This window comes from Arthrobacter sp. sptzw32, from assembly GCF_059089735.1.
This window is the reverse complement of the sequence record NZ_JBNHEZ010000007.1, coordinates 109,230-128,051: the sequence shown is the minus strand read 5'-3', so window position 1 is coordinate 128,051 and position 18,822 is coordinate 109,230. Positions and strand designations below refer to the sequence as shown.

20 protein-coding genes are annotated in these 18,822 nt (G+C 66.1%); 4 read left to right on the top strand and 16 right to left on the bottom strand.

Features of this window, described 5'->3' with window-relative positions; all coding sequences use genetic code 11:
• The first annotated feature begins 66 nt into the window (after positions 1-66).
• Together AC5RVN_RS14490 and AC5RVN_RS14485 are read left to right on the top strand one after the other, a co-directional pair.
• A complete protein-coding gene (locus AC5RVN_RS14490) occupies positions 67-738 on the top strand; it encodes a TetR/AcrR family transcriptional regulator (protein WP_494138386.1) in 672 nt (223 codons plus the stop codon).
• 70 nt (positions 739-808) lie between these two features.
• On the top strand, positions 809-1,645 hold the full coding sequence (locus tag AC5RVN_RS14485; RefSeq protein WP_494138385.1) for an alpha/beta fold hydrolase: 837 nt from the start codon (positions 809-811) through the stop codon (positions 1,643-1,645).
• A 66-nt stretch (positions 1,646-1,711) separates the two neighbouring features.
• Here AC5RVN_RS14485 and AC5RVN_RS14480 read toward each other — a convergent pair whose 3' ends face one another.
• Both AC5RVN_RS14480 and AC5RVN_RS14475 read right to left on the bottom strand, forming a co-directional pair.
• A complete protein-coding gene (locus tag AC5RVN_RS14480; RefSeq protein WP_494138384.1) occupies positions 1,712-3,190 on the bottom strand; it encodes a DHA2 family efflux MFS transporter permease subunit in 1,479 nt (492 codons plus the stop codon).
• 166 nt (positions 3,191-3,356) lie between these two features.
• Positions 3,357-3,923 (bottom strand): type 1 glutamine amidotransferase domain-containing protein, encoded by a 567-nt coding sequence (locus tag AC5RVN_RS14475; protein WP_494138383.1) that lies wholly within the window; start codon positions 3,921-3,923, stop codon positions 3,357-3,359.
• Positions 3,924-4,154: 231 nt separating this feature from the next.
• Between AC5RVN_RS14475 and AC5RVN_RS14470 the strand changes: the two genes are divergently transcribed.
• Positions 4,155-5,753: an HNH endonuclease signature motif containing protein gene (locus AC5RVN_RS14470; RefSeq protein WP_494138382.1), complete on the top strand. Its 1,599-nt coding sequence runs from the start codon at positions 4,155-4,157 to the stop codon at positions 5,751-5,753.
• 91 nt (positions 5,754-5,844) lie between these two features.
• Here AC5RVN_RS14470 and AC5RVN_RS14465 read toward each other — a convergent pair whose 3' ends face one another.
• Positions 5,845-6,516, bottom strand: a complete 672-nt coding sequence (locus AC5RVN_RS14465) for a TetR/AcrR family transcriptional regulator (protein WP_494040414.1) — start codon at positions 6,514-6,516, stop codon at positions 5,845-5,847.
• A gap of 131 nt (positions 6,517-6,647) precedes the next feature.
• Between AC5RVN_RS14465 and AC5RVN_RS14460 the strand changes: the two genes are divergently transcribed.
• The gene (locus AC5RVN_RS14460) at positions 6,648-6,911 is read left to right on the top strand and encodes a hypothetical protein (RefSeq protein WP_494040413.1); all 264 of its coding nucleotides are present in this window, start codon (positions 6,648-6,650) and stop codon (positions 6,909-6,911) included.
• Between the two features lie 30 nt (positions 6,912-6,941).
• Here the strand turns inward: AC5RVN_RS14460 and panC are convergent, their stop codons facing one another.
• The 13 genes from panC to tilS form a co-directional block, all read right to left on the bottom strand.
• A complete protein-coding gene (gene panC / locus AC5RVN_RS14455; RefSeq protein ID WP_494138381.1) occupies positions 6,942-7,859 on the bottom strand; it encodes a pantoate--beta-alanine ligase in 918 nt (305 codons plus the stop codon).
• Between the two features lie 2 nt (positions 7,860-7,861).
• Positions 7,862-8,755 (bottom strand): Rossmann-like and DUF2520 domain-containing protein, encoded by an 894-nt coding sequence (locus AC5RVN_RS14450; RefSeq protein ID WP_494040411.1) that lies wholly within the window; start codon positions 8,753-8,755, stop codon positions 7,862-7,864.
• Complete coding sequence (locus AC5RVN_RS14445; protein ID WP_494138380.1) at positions 8,748-10,289, bottom strand: PH domain-containing protein; 1,542 nt, start codon at positions 10,287-10,289, stop codon at positions 8,748-8,750. The genes AC5RVN_RS14450 and AC5RVN_RS14445 overlap by 8 nt, the downstream gene beginning before the upstream one ends.
• Positions 10,286-10,798: a PH domain-containing protein gene (locus AC5RVN_RS14440; RefSeq protein WP_494040409.1), complete on the bottom strand. Its 513-nt coding sequence runs from the start codon at positions 10,796-10,798 to the stop codon at positions 10,286-10,288. Before AC5RVN_RS14440 ends, AC5RVN_RS14445 begins: the two co-directional genes overlap by 4 nt.
• Entirely contained in the window at positions 10,779-11,330 is a 552-nt protein-coding gene (locus AC5RVN_RS14435) for a DUF3180 domain-containing protein (protein ID WP_494040408.1), read from the bottom strand. Before AC5RVN_RS14435 ends, AC5RVN_RS14440 begins: the two co-directional genes overlap by 20 nt.
• Positions 11,327-11,872, bottom strand: coding sequence for a 2-amino-4-hydroxy-6-hydroxymethyldihydropteridine diphosphokinase (gene folK, locus AC5RVN_RS14430; RefSeq protein WP_494138379.1), 546 nt, complete (start codon positions 11,870-11,872; stop codon positions 11,327-11,329). Before folK ends, AC5RVN_RS14435 begins: the two co-directional genes overlap by 4 nt.
• Positions 11,869-12,261: a dihydroneopterin aldolase gene (folB, locus tag AC5RVN_RS14425; protein WP_494105728.1), complete on the bottom strand. Its 393-nt coding sequence runs from the start codon at positions 12,259-12,261 to the stop codon at positions 11,869-11,871. Before folB ends, folK begins: the two co-directional genes overlap by 4 nt.
• A gap of 8 nt (positions 12,262-12,269) precedes the next feature.
• A complete protein-coding gene (gene folP / locus AC5RVN_RS14420) occupies positions 12,270-13,190 on the bottom strand; it encodes a dihydropteroate synthase (protein WP_494138378.1) in 921 nt (306 codons plus the stop codon).
• A gap of 8 nt (positions 13,191-13,198) precedes the next feature.
• Positions 13,199-13,843, bottom strand: coding sequence for a GTP cyclohydrolase I FolE (folE, locus tag AC5RVN_RS14415; RefSeq protein WP_494040404.1), 645 nt, complete (start codon positions 13,841-13,843; stop codon positions 13,199-13,201).
• 9 nt (positions 13,844-13,852) lie between these two features.
• Complete coding sequence (ftsH, locus tag AC5RVN_RS14410; RefSeq protein WP_494105726.1) at positions 13,853-15,916, bottom strand: ATP-dependent zinc metalloprotease FtsH; 2,064 nt, start codon at positions 15,914-15,916, stop codon at positions 13,853-13,855.
• Positions 15,917-16,092: 176 nt separating this feature from the next.
• Positions 16,093-17,133, bottom strand: coding sequence for a LacI family DNA-binding transcriptional regulator (locus AC5RVN_RS14405; RefSeq protein ID WP_494040402.1), 1,041 nt, complete (start codon positions 17,131-17,133; stop codon positions 16,093-16,095).
• Between the two features lie 15 nt (positions 17,134-17,148).
• On the bottom strand, positions 17,149-17,700 hold the full coding sequence (gene hpt, locus AC5RVN_RS14400) for a hypoxanthine phosphoribosyltransferase (RefSeq protein WP_041651844.1): 552 nt from the start codon (positions 17,698-17,700) through the stop codon (positions 17,149-17,151).
• 30 nt (positions 17,701-17,730) lie between these two features.
• A complete protein-coding gene (gene tilS, locus AC5RVN_RS14395; protein ID WP_494138377.1) occupies positions 17,731-18,789 on the bottom strand; it encodes a tRNA lysidine(34) synthetase TilS in 1,059 nt (352 codons plus the stop codon).
• Positions 18,790-18,822 lie beyond the last annotated feature (33 nt).

The window sequence follows — 18,822 nt, the reverse complement described above, 5'->3', positions numbered from 1 at the left end:
GCCGGGGCGGGCGGCCGGGCGGGCGGCCGAGGGCGCGGCCGGGAAAGAGGGTGCAAGAATGATGCCGTGACTTCAGCCGGACCCGGGAGACCCCGCAGCCAACAGCCCTCCAGGCCCGGGGCCACCGCCCGTGAGGAAATCCTGGATGCTGCGGCCGAGCTTTTCACCACCCAGGGCTTTGCCAACACTTCCACCCGATCCATTGCCGACGCGGTGGGAATCAGGCAGTCCTCGCTCTATCACCACTTCAAAACCAAGGACGACATCCTTGAGGACCTGCTGGAGGGCACGGTATTGAGCGGACTGAAGTTCGCGCGCGCTGTGGCGGCCGTGCCGCCAACTGAAGGCCCGGACGGAAGCCGGCTGCACGCCGTCGCGCTTTATGACGGTACGCAACTGTGCAGTGCCCGGTGGAACCTCGGAGTCCTTTACCACCTGCCCGAGGCCCGCACCGCACGCTTCGGGCGCTTCCTCGCGGACCGGCAGGAGCTGCGCAACCTGTACGGGGAACTCGGAGCGGCACTTTCCCCGGCAGGCCCGGCAGCAACTTCAGGAGCCAGTCCAGGCGATCTGGCCTTCCGCCTCGTCGAATCCCTGATCAATCTCCGGGCAGACAAAATGGCCACTTCAGACTCACCGCTGCAGGCGGCAGACGCCGGACTCATCCTCTGCGGGCTTGGCAGCGGACTGCCCGCCATCCGCGAGCACAGCGCAGCGCTTATCAAACGCCTCGGCTGACAGCCGGCACGTGCTTGGGCCGCTGGCGGTCGAGGTGCCTGCGTCCAGGTTGCTCGGCTAGGCTCGGCATATGACGCGTGAGAACATCAGGACCCCCGACGGCGGCACACTGGAACTCTTCTCCACGGGCGCGGAACATGCTTCCGCAGGCTCTGGCGTAGTAGTTGTGGTCCCTTCCATGGTGACAGCTGCGGATTACACGAAGTTTGCGCAGAAGCTCAGCGCTGCCCTGGGCCGCCCCGTCCACACGTTCAACCGGCGGGGCCGTGGATCCTCCTCGCCCCAGCCGGAGGATTACACCCTTGACGTGGACATCCGCGATCTGGATACGGTGATGAAACACACGTCCAGCACGGATGTGTTCGGGCACAGCTTCGGCGGCGCCGTTGCCCTCCATGCGGCCAGGACGCTGCCGGTGGAGCGGCTCGCCGTCTACGATCCCGCCGTCTCCGTGAACCACAGCGTCAAGGCCGACTGGACCACCGAGTACGAACGTGCCGCCGCTGCCGGGGATGATGACCGCGCTCTGGCAGTCCTCCAGCGCGGCCTCGAAGCAGGCGGCGCTTTCTCGTCCCGCATGCCGCTCTCCATGCTGACCCTGGCCAACAAACTCACCGCCGGCACGTCAGAGGGCAAGCAGCAGCGCGAGCTGATGAGGACCGGTGTCCGGGAAATCAAGGCCATCATCGCCGCGGACATGCCGGCGGAGCCATTCCTGGAACTGCCTTTGGAAACGCTGATCGTGGTGGGCGAAAAGAGCCCGGCCTACTTCGGGGTGGCCTGCGGCCAGATCCACGATGTCCTTTCAGGCTCCAGCTACACCATCCTGCCGGGCTACGGCCACGACGGCGTCATCAAGGCCCCGGACAAGCTCATCAGGGAGCTCGCTGACTTTTACGCCGGCTGACCCAACCAGGTAGCGCGAAGTGCCGTTTTGAACGTTCGAGACGGCACTTCGCGCTGCCTGCGCCGGTTAATGTGCGGGACCGTGGCCCGCGCCGGCACCGTCGGTCTTGCGCATCATCGCTGAAAGCACGACGGCGGCGAAGGCGATGACAGTTGCCGTCAGGAAGGCGGCGCTCATCCCTGCAACCAGGCCCGACGTCGCGGAAACGACCGCGAAGATGGACACCAGCAGTGCGGTGCCCGCGGCGCCGGCCACCTGCTGCGTGGTGCTCATGATCGCGGAACCGTGCGAGTACAGGTGGGGCGGAAGCGGGTTCAGGCCGGTGGTGAACGCCGGGGTGAAGAGCAGCGCCAGTCCGAAACTCAGCCCGACGTGCAGGGTGACGATCCACGCGATGGAGGTGCCGGCGTCGAGCATTGAGAACTGCCAGAGGGCCGCCACCATCAGGATGGAACCGGTGACGGTGAGCGGCAGCGGGCCCACCTTGTCGAAAAGCCGGCCGATGACGGGCCCCAGTAGACCCATCGCCAGGCCGCCCGGAAGCAGTGCCAGGCCGGTCTCGAGGGAGCCCAGGCCGCGGATCTCCTGCAGGTAGAGGGGCAGCAGGATGACGCCGCCGAACAGCGCCATCATGGCCACCACCATCAGCAGGACAGAGACGGTGAACATGCGGAAGTTGAAGGCGCGCAGGTCCAGCAGCGGGGCTTCGGCCTTCTGCAGCTGCAGCTGGCGAAGGACAAAGGCCGTGAGGCCGGCAACGCCGACCACCAGCGCGGTGATGGCGGTGGCACCCGGTCCTGCCTGGCCGCCGTGGCCGCCGCCGATCTGGCTCAGGCCGTAGACCAGGCCGCCGAATGCCGGGACGGTGAGGACCACCGAGAGCACGTCAAGCTTTGTCTTTTCCGCCTCACCGATGTTGGTGAGGTACTTGGCGCCGATGGCGAGTGCTGCAAGGGCCACCGGGAGGACGAACACAAACATAAAGCGCCACGTGAAGTGCTCCAGGATGAGTCCGGACACTGTGGGGCCCATGGCGGGAGCTACGGAAATGGCGATGCTGACGTTGCCCATCACGGCGCCGCGCTTGGCCAGCGGGACCAGCGTAAGGATGGTGGTCATCAGCAGGGGAAGCATGATGGCGGTGCCGCCGGCCTGGATGATGCGGGCCAGCAGCAGGATCTCGAATCCGGGGGCCACGGCGGCCAGTGCGGTGCCGCCGGCGAAAAGCCCCATGGCCAGCATAAACACGGCGCGGGTGGACAGGCTCTGCAGGATGAACCCTGTGGTGGGGATGACCACGGCCATGGTGAGCATGAATCCGGTGGAGAGCCACTGGACGGTGGGCGCGTCCACCTGAAGTTCCACCATGAGCCGCTGCAGGGCAACGTTCATGATGGTCTCGTTGAGGATCACCACAAACGTCGCCACCAGCAGCGTGCTGATAACAGTCACCGATTCGCGGGACATCTTCTCCGGTGCGGCGGGCTTGGTTCCGGGAGCTTGAACGGACTGGCCGCTGGCGTTCGGAGAGACTTCGGTAGACATGCGTGTTCCCTCAGGGAGTTGTGTAAGTGAAAGGTGCGCGGTCAATGCCGCTGCAGATTCCAACACTCTACCGCCTGGAGTAATTCCTCCACGCGGGACTTTTCTTTAACCCTGAGGGAACAGTGGGGGTCGGAAAGGGGTGGGCCGGGCGGCCGCTCCAGTCCGCTTAGGCCGTTTGGCCGGCGTGCTGGCCCTCCGAAATTTCCTCCACCAGCTTGCTGTTGAAGGCCGGAAGGTCATCGGGGTTGCGGCTGGTGACCAGGCCCTGGTCCACCACCACTTCCTCATCGGTCCAGTTGGCGCCGGCATTCTTCAAATCCGTCTGGAGCGTGTGGTAGGACGTGAGGTTCCGTCCGCGCACCACGCCTGCTTCGATGAGCAGCCACGGTCCGTGGCAGATGGAGGCCACCGGCTTGTGCTGTTCGAAGAAGCTTCTGGTGAAGCTCTGGGCGTCCTTGTCCACGCGGAGGTGGTCTGCGTTGATAACGCCGCCCGGGAGCACCAGCGCGTCGAAGTCCGAGGCGTTTGCCTCTGCGACCGTCAGGTCGACGTCGAAAGTGTCGCCTTTCTCGGTGCCTTCGAACCCCTGCAGCTTGCCGCTTTTCAAGGCAACCAGCGTGGGCTCACCCCCGGCGTTCTTCACTGCATTCCACGGACTGGTGAGCTCAACCTGCTCGACGCCGTCAGTCAAAAGAAAGGCGACCTTCTTGCCGGCGATGCTGTGTTCTGACATTCGTCCTCCTCACTTGAGGCGGGCCACCGGCGCCTGTATGAGGCCGTGGATGTGCCGCCTTGAGAGTTGCTTGCCTGACAGCTTCCAGCCTAGGAAAGCGAAAAGTAATAAGCAAGCTGAGTATTTTTCATGGCGGGCGGAAACCGGACGATAGCCATCGACCGCTCATGCACGGTCGCCATACTGTGCATCCCGCCTGGAATTGTCGGTGCCTCGATGGATGATGTCGGTATGAAAAACGGCGCGGGGACAGCGGCAGCGATGAAGGGTGTTCATGCCTCCGTGGCCGTCCTGGACGCGCTGTTTCGTAAGGATGCCGCCCTCACCGCTGGCGCCGCCGGTGCCTCTGCCGGCAGCCGTGTTGGCGGCGGAATCGATGTGTTGCAGCGCGCCTACGAGCTCCGGCTGGACCGGCTGGGGCTGCTGTCGAAACTCGAAGCACAAATAGCCGGGCTGAAAGCCCGCGACGCCGCCGAGGCCCTCGACCTCCAACACGCGATGACCCCGCCGGAAGCACCCGTGCACGAACGGACCTACGCCGAAATGTCCGCGATCGAGGAAATCGCCGGCATCCTGACCATCAGCTCCCCCGCAGCCGCAGCGCTCATCACCCAGTCCCGTCAGCTCTGCACCCTGCCGCTGGCCATGGACGCCCTGTCCTCCGGCACCATCTCGTGGCAACACGCCCGGATCATCGCCGACGAAACCGAGACCCTGGGCCCCGCCGGCGGAACCGCCCTGACCGCGCACTTCCTGGACCCGGACGCACCCAACCCCGCCCGCGGAGCGGCCGCCGGGGACCTGATCCCCTCCCGGTTCCGGGCCAAAGTACGGACCTGGCGCGAACGCCACCACCCCGAATCCCTCGAAAAACGCCACAACAAAAGCGCCGCCGACCGGCGGATCGAATACAGCCCGGACCGGGACGGCATGGCCTGGATCTCCGCCTACCTCCCCGCGGACAAAGCCTCTGCACTGTGGAACAACATCACAGCCACCGCCCGTAGCCTGCAAGGACCCAACGAACCCCGCACCCTGGCCCAACTCCGCCCCGACATCCTCTGCAACCGGATACTCCGCACCCGCGAACCCGGCACACAGGAACCCGGCACGCAGGTACCCGGCGCCCGGGTCCTTCCAACCGGACCCGTTCCCGCCGGGAACGCGGCACCAACCGTTGGCGGCGGGTCAGGGCAGCCAAGCGCTGAAGTGCCCACCCCCCGGACCGAGGTGCTGGTCACCGTCCCGGTGTTCGCGCTCCTAGGCCTCACCGACGAACCCGCCATGCTCGACGGCCACGGCCCCATCCCGGCATCCATGGCACGCCAACTGGTCGCGGACGGGGCACACTCCTTCTACCGGGTCCTGGTCGACCCAAGGGATGGGGCGCCCCTGGAGATCGGCCGCAAAAGCTACCGGCTCCCCGAAACGGTGAAGCGCTGGCTGCGGATGCGGGACGGTAAGTGCACCTTCCCCTGCTGCAACAACCACACCCTCGACAACGAAACAGACCACCTGCTCGCCTGGCACCACGGCGGAACCACCGGAATCAACAACCTGGCCCAGCTCTGCCCCAAACACCACCGCCTCAAACACAACACCCCATGGGCACCCACACCAGCAACCCGAAACGAACCACCCGGCTGGACCTCACCCACCGGCCGCCACTACAAAAGCGAACAACCCGACCAGGAACCACCACACTGGCCCGACGGGTGGCATCCCACCGGACCAGACGGCTACCTTTGTGCCGGGATGACCGGCTCTGCCCCGGTGAAGCCGCCCCAGCCCCTGCATCCTCCCAGCGCCCAAGTTCCTGCCTACCGATAGGAGCCTTTTCGAAGACACTCTTGCGGGCCACTTAACCGGGTGAGGTGCTGAGCTGCGTGGGCAGAATGTGTTTGCAGGCAGTTTTGTCTGGCTAACCCCGGTGGTGCTCAATCAGCCAGCCGGCCATCTGCCGGGCGCGCCCGGCGGCCTGCACGTCCCCCTCTATGGCCTGAAGAATGGAGCCTTTCATGAGGATCAGGAGCGAACTGGCAAACTCCCCGGTGCGCACCAGCCCCGCCTCTTCGCCTGCGCCCTGGATGTGACCATGAATTTTCGCGAGGTACTCGATGCTGGCCCGCCCCAGGGGATGGGCCGGTCCCATCTCGAGCAGAACTTTCGCGAAGGAACAACCCTCGAAGTCCTCCCGCCTGAACCAGTCCGAGAACACGTCAAAAATGGCCAGCAGCTGCTCCTCGGGATTGCGGCCCCGGCGAAGGGCCTCAGAGAGTATTGCATCCACGGTCCACTGTTTGTCCCGCTGTTCAAGGAAGGCCAGGACCAGGGAGTCCTTGGACGGGAAGTGGCGGTAGAAAGTGGCCTTGGCCACGCCGGATCGTTCAATCAGCTCATTGACGCCGACGTCACGGACGCCGCGCTGGGAGAAAAGCTCGTAGGCCACCGACATGATCCTGGCAACGGACGTGCTGGCAGCGGTTTCAGGTGCGGGTGCGGCAGTGACCAGGGGTGAAGGAGCCACCGCGGAAGGCGTGGCCGAAGGTTCCAAACCCACCGCAGCCGGTGGAAGTTCCGCTTCTGGGTTCATTGCAATTCCAGCTTACCGCCGCCAGGGAAGACAGACCGGTCTTACCCGCTGTAATGTTGCTTCCAGCGCAGTGCTTGAGACGCCGCGGAGGCACCGGAAGGGCCGCTTCGGATTGGTGCAAGGAGGCCCCTATGTCAGCGGAGCGGATATTCCAAAGCGTGCCGTCGGATCCGGACCCCTGGATGTCCAACGATACGCCCGCCGAAATTCGTCGGCTCGCCCTTGAATCGCTTCGATGGCAGGCGCAGGAAATCATTGACGAAGTTCTCCACAGCAAGGCACCCGATGGAGAACTGGCCAGGGCCAGGATGCGGCGCTGCGTCGCCCGGCACCCGGGCGAACCGGAGCAGGCGTTGCTGGAGCAGCTGGCATGCAACCCGGATCTGCCGGTTTAGGGAAACTTTCTGGGCCAGAAGAGCTGGCAGCTACGAGCTCAAGGGCATATTGTCGATCAACCGCACCGGCCCCACCTTGGCGGCAATCAACGCCAGCGCTTCACCGCGGAAAGGGGTCTCGCGGCAGTTTTCGGCCAGCGGCTCCAGCGTGTCCGGATCCACCACCTCCAAGTAGTCCAACGCCACGAGCGGCTGGGACTCCACCATCGCCTGCGCCGATTCCAAATCCAGGGGTTCGCGGGATCTCGCCCTCTCCTTGAGTAACCGCAGTGCGCGGGACAGCACCAGCGCGGCTTCGCGTTCGTCCTCGTCGAGGAAGCGGTTGCGGCTGGAGAGCGCCAGCCCGTCCACGGCGCGCACGGTGGGCACGGCCACGATTTCCACCGGGAAGTTCAGGTCGGCCACCATCCGCCGGACCAGCGCAAGCTGCTGGGCGTCCTTCTGGCCGAAGTAGGCGCGGTACGCCGGCAGGCCACCCTGCACCTGCCCGGAATCCTGCAGGCCCGACCCAGGTATGCCATAGTGCAGCAGCTTGGCCACCACCGTCAGGGCGCCGTCGAAGTGACCCGGCCGTGAGGCACCCTCCCACTTTTCACCAAGAACCCCGGATGTGACGCGCACCAGCGGCTCGCCGCCCGGGTACACCTCGTCCACGGAGGGCGCAAAAACCAGGTCCACGCCCTGTTCTTCCAGGAGGGCAGCATCGGCGTCCAGGGTCCGGGGGTAGCGGTCAAGATCTGCCGCGTCGCCGAACTGCAGCGGGTTGACGAAGATGGTGGCCACCACAACGTCATTCTGTTCGACGGCGGTGCGGGCCAGGGCAGCATGCCCCTCATGCAGTGCCCCCATGGTGGGCACGAGTCCCTGGGACGTGCCGCCTCTGAGCGTCAGCAGGCGGCCGCTCTCCGCGTGCAGGTCGGCAACGGTGGTAACGATCTTGATGGGCATTCTCAGTCTTCCTCAGGTTCCAGGGCCTTGCGCAGTTCATCCAGCTGGCTTGGTTTCAGCAGCCCGCGGCCCTCGGCGCGGAGGCCCGTGGCGCGCGCCATCGCGAGGTAAGCTGCCAGCACATCGCCCTGCCCGCCGCCGTCGAACTCCCGCAGTGCCTCCGCATGGGCTTTCACCGTTCCGACGTCTCCCCGGGCAACGGGCCCGGTAAGGGCGGACTCCCCGGAGGCCAGCGCGTTCTCGAGGGTTGCCCTCAACAGGGGGCCGAGCATGCGTTCCGGCGCCTCCACCCCGACCGCACTGAGCAGCTCGGAAGCCTGCGCAACGAGGGTTACGAGGTGGTTGGAACCGTGGGCCAGGGCTGCGTGGTACAGCGTCCGGTCCGCCTCGGCGATGACGACGGGTTCGGCCCCCATCTCCACCACGAGCGCCTGCGCGATCGGCAGCATGGCAGCATCAGCGGTCACGCCGAAAGTGCAGTCCAGCAGGCGCGTCAGGTCCAGGCTCATGCCGGTGAACGTCATAGCGGGATGCAGGGCCAGCGGAACCGACCCCGCGGCGCGAACAGGATGCAGCACCCCCACCCCGAACCGGCCTGATGTGTGCGCAACCAGCTGGCCCGGCTGCCAGGCGCCCAGTTTTGCCAGTCCTTCAACCAGGCCCGGCAGGGCGTCGTCGGGCACTGCCAGGAGCACCAGCTCTGAGCGCTCCACGATCTCCTGGACTTCCAGGATGGGCACGCCGGGGAGCAGTGTCCCGGCCCGTTCACGGCTTGCTTCGGAAACGGCCGAGACGCCGACGACGGCGTGTTCAGCTGCGCGCAGGGCGGCACCGAGCACGGCACCCACCTTTCCGGCACCGATGATTCCGACGCCCAGGCGTCCGGGTTTAGCCATGCTGCTGGCCTTCCTGTTGTTCAGGCTCAACCGCCGGGGCGACCTGCGCCAGCCACTGTTCAGTAGTTTGCCGCTTCCGCGCCAGCCGGGCGCGGGCGGACTGTTCGTCAAAGAGTGTCCGCGCCTGCTCAACGCCTGCCTGCCGCAGCCGCGGCACAACCGGCCCGGCGGTGGTATGCAGGACCAGGTCAGTCACCCCGAACCGGCGCGCCACGGGGCCCTGGTGCAACGCCATCGACTGGGTCCGCTGGTGGGGCACCACCACGAGATCGCGCCACCAGCGGCCTGAGCGGATCAGCAGGGCGGTGCCGGTGGCGGTAAATCCGTTCCGCCGCCATCCCAGTGGCGCCAGGAGACGCGCCCTGCGCGGCGTGGTGACAAAACCGCCGTCGGAATCCATCCCGTGCAGCCCGGCACCGAAAACATCGCCCGGCTGCGGAGTCCCGGGGTCCGGAAGCACCAGCGCGAGAATCGACATCACATCCTCGAGCCTGCCCACTGGCAGGAGCGTTGTACGACCGGAGCCCTCGCCGGCTCCCTCAACGGCGCCGTATCCTGCGATGTTCACCTGGATCCGGTACCAGCCCAGCGCCCGCCACATCGGCGGCTGGGCTACTTTCAACGCCTGGATCCGGCCGGGCGGAAGTGTTTGGGCCTGCGTATCAAGCAGTCCGTACCGCAGCCGGATGCCATCAGGAGAAATGGCCGCAGTAAAGTTGTACCCCTTGTTGAACAGGCCCCAGTAACTGGCTGCGAGGCCAAGGGCGGCAGGGATCAGGTAGAAGTAGAACGCCGCGTTGCCGGTGATGGTGGAAAGGACCACTGAGCCCACCGCGCCCACCACCACAAAAATGCTCTGCTCGCTGAGCAGCAGGGAACCGATAAGGCGCGACGGCGGCACGGAGAGTACCGGAAATTCCGGCGCCTCAGGTGCCGGCTCCTCAGGGCGGGATGGATCCAGCGTCACTCCGGCTGCCCGGGCGAGGATGGTGGCCCGGAGCTGCCGGGCCTCGTCCATCTTCAGGTAAGCCAGCCGGACAGCGGACTCTCCGGCATCTGCAACCTCGAACTTGAGCTCGGCCAGGCCGAAGATCCGGGCCAGGAGGGGCTGCACGATGTCGATGGCCTGCACACGGTCCAGCCGGGCCTGGCGCTGCTGCCGGAAGACGAAACCGGTGTTGACCCGGACATAGCCTCCCGAGACCTGGTACTTGGTGAAATACCAGGTGAGGATGAAGCCCAGCACCGCGATGAGCAGCACCACGCCGCCTCCGGCCAGCAGCATGGGCGCCCGGCCGGCGAACTCATCTTCCAGGATGGGCCTGCCCTGCAACGCCCGCTCGAAAACGTCCCGGCCGAAAAAGAAACCAATGGCGGCCAGGGCTACCCAGCCACGGACAAAAGGCGACGCAGGGTGCACCCGCAGCCATTCGCCGTCGCCCGCGGCGCCCTGTGTGGACCGCGACGCGGGATTTTCGGAAGCGGGGACAGCAACGGGGTCCCCCAGTTCCGGACGCGGCCCCTCCGCCGTCACAGTCCTGCCAGCCTGGCTTCGCCCCGGGCAGCGAGCTGCTCACGCAGCCGTGCACCTTCGGCCGCGGGTAGGCCGGGGATCTGGGCGTTGGTGCCGGGTGAGGCCGTGTGCAGCTTAAGCGTGCACAGGCCCAGCCCGCGTTCCACGGGCCCCACTGCGATGTCCACGTACTGCATGCGGCCGTACGGAACAGCCATGGCGCGCTGGAAGAAAATACCCGTCCTGATCAGGAGATCGTCGTCACGCTCGGCGTATCCGATGGCCCGCACCTGGCGCGGAATCAGCACCAGCCGCCAGACAGCGAGCACCAACGCCGCCGCAGGCACGGAGGCGGCCAGCCACAGCGGCGGCCAGGCCCAGACATCCAAAAGGACAAACAGCAGGGGCAGGGACAGGACAAGCACCGTTATAAGGTTCCCCAGCGCCCACTGCACCAGCCGGACAGTGACGTACTTCGGTGATACCCGCTGCCAGACAATTCCCGGCGGATCAATCGCCTCGGTATGCATATTCGCCTTCTCCTGCGGCAGCTTCTCCGCGTACCGCGCGGCCGGGCTTGCCGTCTACGCCGTTCGTATCGCCGTCCTCCGGCGGAATCCGGCAGAACCGTTCAACCAGCAGGCCCACCACGATCATGACCAGCCCGCCGGCGGCCATGGCGAGGGCCAGCCATGTGATGCCCTGGTTGCTGCGCAGGCTCCAGATCCGCAACTGGTCCAGGAAGATTCCCACGTGCCAGCCGAGCAGGACCGTCCCGGCGTAGGCGCAGGCCTGGGCCAGCACCAGTGTGCGCGCTGCGAGGAGGGGATCTAGCATCCTCTTCTTTTGCGTGCTGTTGGGCTTGTTGCTGTTGCGCCACCGCAGGACCCTGACGCCGAGGACCAAAGTGATGACGACGATGACTGCCATGGTGGCGAGCGCCGTCAGCGGCAGGACCGGAGTGCCCATGCCATAACGGCTGGTCACCACGGTGGCGGACCAGCCCGCCACGGCCAGGATGAATCCAATCAGCAGGAGGCGCAGCGGGTTAAGGGGTTTCATCGCTTCTCCACCGCCCCCGCGGTGGGCAGTCCGTCGAAGTCGCCGAAGCCGTCGAAGGGGGCAATCCCGGCGAAATCCTCCGCCCGCGCGGCCAGGGTGCTGACGCGTTCGCCGTTCAACGTGGCTGCCGGCTCGATGAGCGACCAGGGATAAAGCACGAAGGCCCGGGAAGCTGCGCGGGGGTGGGGAAGGGTGAGGTCAGGATTATCGCTGCGCAGCTCGCCATAGGTGATGATGTCGACGTCGAGCGTGCGCGGCCCCCAGCGAACTTCCCGCACGCGGTGGTGCTTGTTTTCCACGGCCTGGCAGTGTTCGAGCAGTTCCTGCGGAGGAAGGTTGGTTTCGACCGTGATAACCATGTTCAGGAAGTCGGGCTGGCCCGGCGGCCCGCCCACCGGCTTCGTCTGCACTATCGGCGACACGGCGAGGAGGCGGATTTCGGGCGGGTCGACGAGGTCTGCAACCGCCTCGGTCAGCGTCTCGTTGCGCTCGCCCACGTTGCTGCCCAGAGACAGCACCACCTTGGAATAACCCGGATTCATTGTCCCTCCCCCTGGACTGGTCTCTCCCCGTTGTTCCGTGCACGGTGGACGCTGACGGACACGTCACCGAAAGGCACCTCGATGGGGGCCTGCGGTTTGTGCACCGTGACGTCCACGGCCTGGAGCCTGAATTCACTGAGCAGGCTCTCCGCTATCCGGACCGCCAGCGCCTCAATTAGGTTCAGCGGCTCCCCCGAGATCCATTGAGTAATACGCTGAGCCACCTCGCCGTAGTGGGCGGTGTCCCGGACATCGTCGGATTCCGCCGCCTGGGCGAAATCCAGATAGAGCACCGCGTCCACAACAAAAGGCTGGCCCTCGCGGCGCTCAAAATCAAACACACCGTGATGGCCGACGGCGGTGACGCCGGTCAGCGTAATCCTGTCCATGGCTGGTCCTACTGGGTGGTTCTTGGGGCGGCCATGCGGGCGGCCACCTTGACGGCGTCGAGGCTGGAGCCGACGTCGTGCACGCGGACGGCCCAGGCACCCCGGGACGCGCTGATGGCGGTAACCGCAGCGGTGGCGGCGTCCCGCTCCTGGGGCGCGGCGGACTTACCGGCCACGGTCAGCAGCGTCCCAAGGAACCGCTTGCGGGAGGCGCCCACGAGAATCCTGTGGCCCAGGCTTTCCAGCTGGTCCAGGTTTTGCAGGAGCTCCCAGTTCTGGGCGTCGTTCTTGGCAAACCCCAGCCCCGGATCGATGATGATCTGGTCCTGGGCAACACCCGCGGCATAAAGCTTGTCCCGTACTCCGGCCAGTTCGGCCACTACCTCCCCGGCAACATCCGTGTACTCCGCGAGGGAGTTCATGGTGCGGGCGTCGCCGCGGCGGTGCGTGAGGATGTAGGGGGCTTTGGAGGCGGCTGCGAGTTCAGCCATCTCCGGTTCCATGGAGAGGCCTGAGACGTCGTTGATGATGGCGGCTCCCGCTGCGAGGGCGGCAGCGGCAGTGGAAGCGTGGATGGTATCGATGCTGACCAGGGCACCGGCCTTCACCAGCGCCTCGATCACGGGAATCACGCGCTGCTGCTCTTCTTCCGGGCTGACGTCCTCAGCACCGGGACGGGTGGACTCTCCCCCGACATCGATGATGTCCGCTCCCGCGTAGAACATGCGCAGTCCGGAGGCGATGGCAGTGTCCGCCGTCGCGTTCTGGCCGCCGTCACTGAAGGAGTCCGGGGTGACATTGACGATGCCCATGACCAGGGTGCGGTCCGTGGGCAGGTCTTCGAACCGCGCCAGCGGACGTGGTTTCCGGAGGACCGGCAGCGGAGAGGTCGCCGGGCCGGTTCCCGGCGCTGCAGCAAGTGAATCCATGGTGATGGTTACCTTCCGAGGATGAGGCTCATGGCTTCGGCGCGGGTGGCCGGGTCATGAAGCTGCCCGCGGACCGCACTGGTGACGGTCTTCGCTCCGGGCTTGCGGATACCGCGCATTGACATGCACATGTGCTCGCATTCAACTACGACGATCGCGCCACGGGGTTTGAGGTGGGCGACCAGCGCTTCGACGATTTCCGTGGTGAGGCGCTCCTGCACCTGCGGACGGCGGGCGTATATGTCCACGAGCCTGGCGAGCTTGCTCAGCCCCGTGACCTTGCCTTCGTGTGAGGGGATGTAGCCCACGTGGGCCACCCCGTGGAACGGCACCAGGTGGTGCTCGCAGGTGGAATAGAAGGGAATGTCCTTGACCAGGACCAGTTCCTCATGGTCCAGGTCAAACGTGGTGGACAGGACGTCTGCGGGGTCGTGGTGCAGCCCGGCAAACATCTCGGCGTAGGCTTTGGCCACCCGCTTAGGGGTGTCCACCAGGCCGCCGCGGTCCGGATCCTCCCCGATGGCCAGGAGGATCTCACGGACAGCGGCCTCGATCCGGGGCCGGTCCACCTTCAGGTGTTTGGAGTGGTGGGCGCCGCCCTCCGCCGGGTATCCGGCGGAGGCGGGAACGTCGTCATCGTCGAAGTGGGTCACGTAAGAAGCTTAGCCGCGAAGGACGTCAGGCCCCGAGTCGGGGATTCCTCCCTGGAACGGGGCGTCTTCGGGAACCCCCTGCGGATGCGGCGGCTGGGCGTCCAGCGGCTCATCCAGCCGCGCCCGCTTGGCTTCCTCCTGGGCCTCGCGCTCTGCCTTTTCCAGGCGGGATTCCACCGGTCCGGCCTTCTGGACCGGACGGGTTTCCTTGGAAAGCCACACCTCGCGGAAGTCGCGCTTGCGGATGTCGCGGAAGATGTCGGAAATCTCGTTCTGGTTCAGTGTTTCGCGTTCCAGCAGCTCGAGGGCCAGCCGGTCCAGGACTTCCCGGTTTTCGGTGAGGATGGCGTAAGCCTCGTCGTGGGCCTGGTCAATCAGCCGGCGTACTTCCTCATCCACCACGTAGGCGATCTGGTCCGAGTAGTTGCGCTCGTGCCCGGCGTCGCGTCCCAGGAACGGTTCGCCGCCGCCCTGGCCCAGCCGGACAGCGCCGACACGCTCGCTCATGCCGTATTCGGTGACCATCTTACGGGCGGTTCCGGTGGCCTTCTCGATGTCGTTCGATGCGCCGGTAGACGGATCGTGGAAGACGATCTCTTCTGCGACGCGCCCGCCCATGGCGTAAGCCATCTGGTCCAGCAGCTCGTTGCGGGTCACGGAGTACTTGTCGTTTTCCGGAACCACCATGGTGTAGCCCAGTGCCCGGCCGCGGGGAAGGATGGTGATTTTGGTGACCGGAGCGGAATTCCGGAGCGCGGCTGCCACCAGGGCGTGGCCGCCCTCGTGGTACGCGGTGATCTTGCGTTCGTGTTCCTTCATGACCCGGCTGCGCTTCTGCGGGCCTGCCATCACACGGTCAATGGCCTCGTCCAGTGCACGGTCATCGATCAGGTTCGCATTGGAGCGGGCGGTCAGGAGGGCGGCCTCGTTCAGCACGTTGGCCAGGTCGGCGCCGGTGTAGCCGGGGGTCTTCTTGGCGACCGCCTTGAGGTCAACGCCGGGCGCCATGGGCTTGCCCTTGGCGTGAACCTGCAGGATCTGGTCGCGGCCAATCAGGTCCGGCGCGTCTACGCCGATCTGCCGGTCGAAGCGGCCCGGGCGCAGCAGTGCGGGGTCCAGCACGTCCGGACGGTTGGTGGCGGCGATCAGGATGACGTTGGTTTTGACGTCGAAGCCGTCCATCTCCACCAGCAGCTGGTTGAGGGTCTGCTCGCGTTCGTCATTGCCGCCGCCGATGCCGGCGCCGCGGTGGCGGCCTACGGCGTCGATTTCATCCACGAAGATGATGGCCGGCGAGTTGGCCTTTGCCTGTTCGAAGAGGTCGCGGACGCGGGAGGCGCCGACGCCGACGAACATCTCAACGAAGTCCGAGCCGGAGATGGAGAAGAAGGGAACACCGGCTTCGCCGGCAACAGCGCGGGCCAGGAGGGTCTTGCCGGTGCCTGGAGGGCCGTACAGCAGCACACCCTTGGGGATCTTGGCGCCTACGGCCTGGAACTTGGCCGGTTCCTGCAGGAATTCCTTGATTTCCTGGAGTTCCTCCACGGCCTCGTCCGAGCCGGCCACGTCAGCGAATGTCACCTGAGGCATGTCCTTGCTGACCATCTTGGCCTTGGACTTGCCGAACTGCATGATCTTGGAGCCGCCGCCCTGCATGCGGGTCATCAGGAACCAGAAAAGGGCGCCCAGCAGGATGACCGGGATCAGGAGGGAGAGCAGGCCGGAGAACCAGTTGCTTTCAATCGGCTGGTCCGTGTAGCCGCCGGTGGGGGCAGAAGCGGTAACAGCCCGGACAACGTCCTGGGCACGGGCGTCAACAAAGTAGAACTGGACGCTTTTGCCCTTGTCCTGCCCGTCCTGCTGGTAGTTCTCCTTCAGCACCAGGTCAACGCGGTTTTCGCCATCAAAAATCTTGGCCTGCTCGACGTTGTCGCCGGCGAGCAGTTCCAGGCCCTTGTCAGTGTCAATCCGTGCGGCGCCGCCAGGAGCCAGGGTTGCAAAGGCCACCAGGAGCATGCCGATCACGACAACGATCCAGATGCCCGGGCCCTTGAAGAAGTTCTTAGCTTTCATCTGTTCGGGGGCTGGCCCCGTCCCTCCTGGTAGTGCTGCACGGCGAGTAGTCTGCGCGCGTGATGGTGCTGCGTCAGCTTCTAGCTATACACCGTCCGGAGTAGATCACGCATGGTACGGGGCAAAAGTTCCCTCTGGGCGTACTGGAGCCGCCCAGGGCAGGACCCTTCGCTGCCCTAGGTCCGGGGTCCTGCCACGGACCCGCGCGGCACCAGCGGGCAGTCCAGGAGGACCGGTTCGGTGACTGCCTCGTCAGCTGCGGAGTCCTCTTCCACTGTTTCCACCAGCCGTTCCGCGGCCCAAGCGCCCATCTCGTAGTGGGGCAGGGCCACGGTGGTCAGCCCCGGGTGCAGGTTGGCGGCAATCAGTTGCAGGTCCTCGAAGCCAACAACGGAAAGGTCGGCAGGAATGGACAGTCCCAGCTCGGCGGCAGCCCGGTAGGCGCCCATCGCCATTTCGTCGTTGTAGCAAAACAGGGCCGACGGCGGGTTGCCGGATTCGAGGATCCTCCGGACCGCCTCGTAACCTCCCTTTGCGTCGGCCGGAGCTGCCTCCACAGCCGCCGAGCCGCCGTCGAGCCCGGCGGTGATGAGGGCGCCGCGGTAACCACGCAGCCGCTCCCGCGCAGAGAGAACCTCCGCTGCGTTGTTGATAAAGCCGATGCGGGTATGCCCGGCAGCAAGCAGGGTTTCGACGGCGGTTCGCGCGCCGCCGCATTCGTCCGGAACCACCGAGGGGAAGCCAGCGCCGGCGCCGACGGCGTTCACGAGGACAGCCGGCACCTTGGCGAGACTAGCCGGGGCCTCTCCGGCCAGGTTGCACGCGGAGGCGTAAAGGACACCGTCCACCTGCCGCCCCAGCAGTTCCTCCACGTCCGCTTCCCGGGACTCCCGACTGTCAGATGGGGAGCTGCTGACCACCATCAGGGTGTACCCGCGGGACCGGGCAGCACGGTCTGCTCCCAGGATGATCCGTCCGGAATGCGGGGTGGTGGACGTACCCCCGCTGACCAGCCCCAGTATCCCGGTGCGCCTGCTGCGGAGCGCCTGCGCCAGACGGTTCGGCCCGTAGCCCAGTTGCAGGGCGGCGGCCCGCACCTTGTTCCGCGTCGCGGGGCTGATCCGCGCGTGGGCGGCATCGTTCAGGACGTGGGAAACGGTGGTAACGGACACCCCCGCGGCCAGGGCCACATCCCTAATGCCAATGTTCCCGGGCAAAGTCCGCGGCGCAGCCTACTCGTAAACGTGCGGTGCCAGGGTTCCCACGAAGTCAAGGTTGCGGTACTTCTCGGCGTAGTCCAGGCCGTAGCCCACGACGAATTCGTTGGGGATGTCGTAGCCAACGTACTTGACGTCGATTTCCACCTTCGCGGCCGTGGGCTTGCGGAAGGCGGTGCAGATCTCAACTGAGGCGGTACCACGGGACTCCAGGTTGGTCTTCAACCAGGACAGCGTCAGGCCGGAGTCGATGATGTCCTCGACGATCAGTACGTCCTTGCCCATCAGGTCAGTGTCCAGGTCCTTGAGGATACGGACAACGCCGGACGACTGGGTGCCCGAACCGTAGGAAGAAACAGCCATCCAGTCCATGGAGATGTGGCTGTGGAGTGCCCGCGCAAGATCGGCCATGACCATGACGGCGCCTTTGAGGACGCCCACGATCAGGATTTCGCGGCCCTCGTAGTCCTTGTCGATCTGGGCAGCAAGTTCGGTGATCCGCTGCTGGATTTGCTCCTTGGTGTAGAGAACGTGCTTGAGGTCTGCCTGGACGTCGTTTGAATCCACCAATGGCTCCTGTGTAGATGCGGGGTGCGACTATTTTGCGGGCGGTTTTTGAGGCCGGAATACTAGCTTCCCACAGCGTGCGCCTCCGCGGGGACCGGGTGAGTCCGGATCGGCGGCGGCAGGGCGGTCCGCGGCAGGTACGTCCTCAAGCTGCGCCAGCGACAACCTGTACACTCCCACTCCCCCGGGCAACTCAACCGGGCCGGCCGAGCCCTGCCGCCGCAGCAGCGCTTCCGCCGCCAGAAGCCGCTGGTAACTGGGCTGCTGCCCGCCGACGCCGGCCGCTGCCTTGGCGATCACCCGGAACCGGATGGCGGGGGCAAGAGCGCGCAACGCCTCCTCGGGAAGGCTTAATCCCGAGCCGTTCCGCTCCACCAGTGACGTGAAGGTGGCTTCTGCCACATCCTCCAGGTAGTCGGCGTCCAGCTGAAGGATGGACGCGGTGCGGGCCAAGGATTCGGCGACGCCGGGACCCAGCTTTTCCTCGAGGTGCGGCAGCACTTCCACCCGGGTGCGTGACCGGGCGAAGGCCGGGTCAGAGTTGCTGGGATCGTGCCACGGACGCAGGTCTTCAACTGCACAAATTTCCTCGGTGTCCGCCCGGCGGAGTCCCAGGAACGGCCTCAGCAGCTTCCCCCGCGACGGCCTCATCCCTGCCAGCGAACGGGTGCCGGAACCACGGGCCAGGCCCAGCAGCACCTGCTCGGCCTGGTCATCCAGGGTGTGGCCCAGCAGGACTGCGTCCGCTCCCTGGGCGCCTGCGGCCGCTTCGAGCGCTGCGTGCCGGGCTTGACGCGCCGCGGCTTCCGGCCCGAGCCCTTCTCCGGCTACCGTCACCCGCCTGACTTCCACGGGGGCAAGGCCGAGTTCCGCCAGGACCTCCGCTGTTTCCGCCGCGACCGCTGCAGAACCCTCCTGCAGTTGGTGATCCACCACCACCGCGCCCACCGAGATGGGGTGGCCGTCAACGTGTCCGCGACGGGCGAAGTAGGCGGCCACCGATGCCAAGGCGAGCGAATCCGGGCCGCCGCTGCACGCCACCAGTACGTGCCGCGGATAACCGGCCCGGGCCAGAGCGTCCTGAAGCATCTTCCGCGCCGTCCCGACCACGGGCGCGAGCCG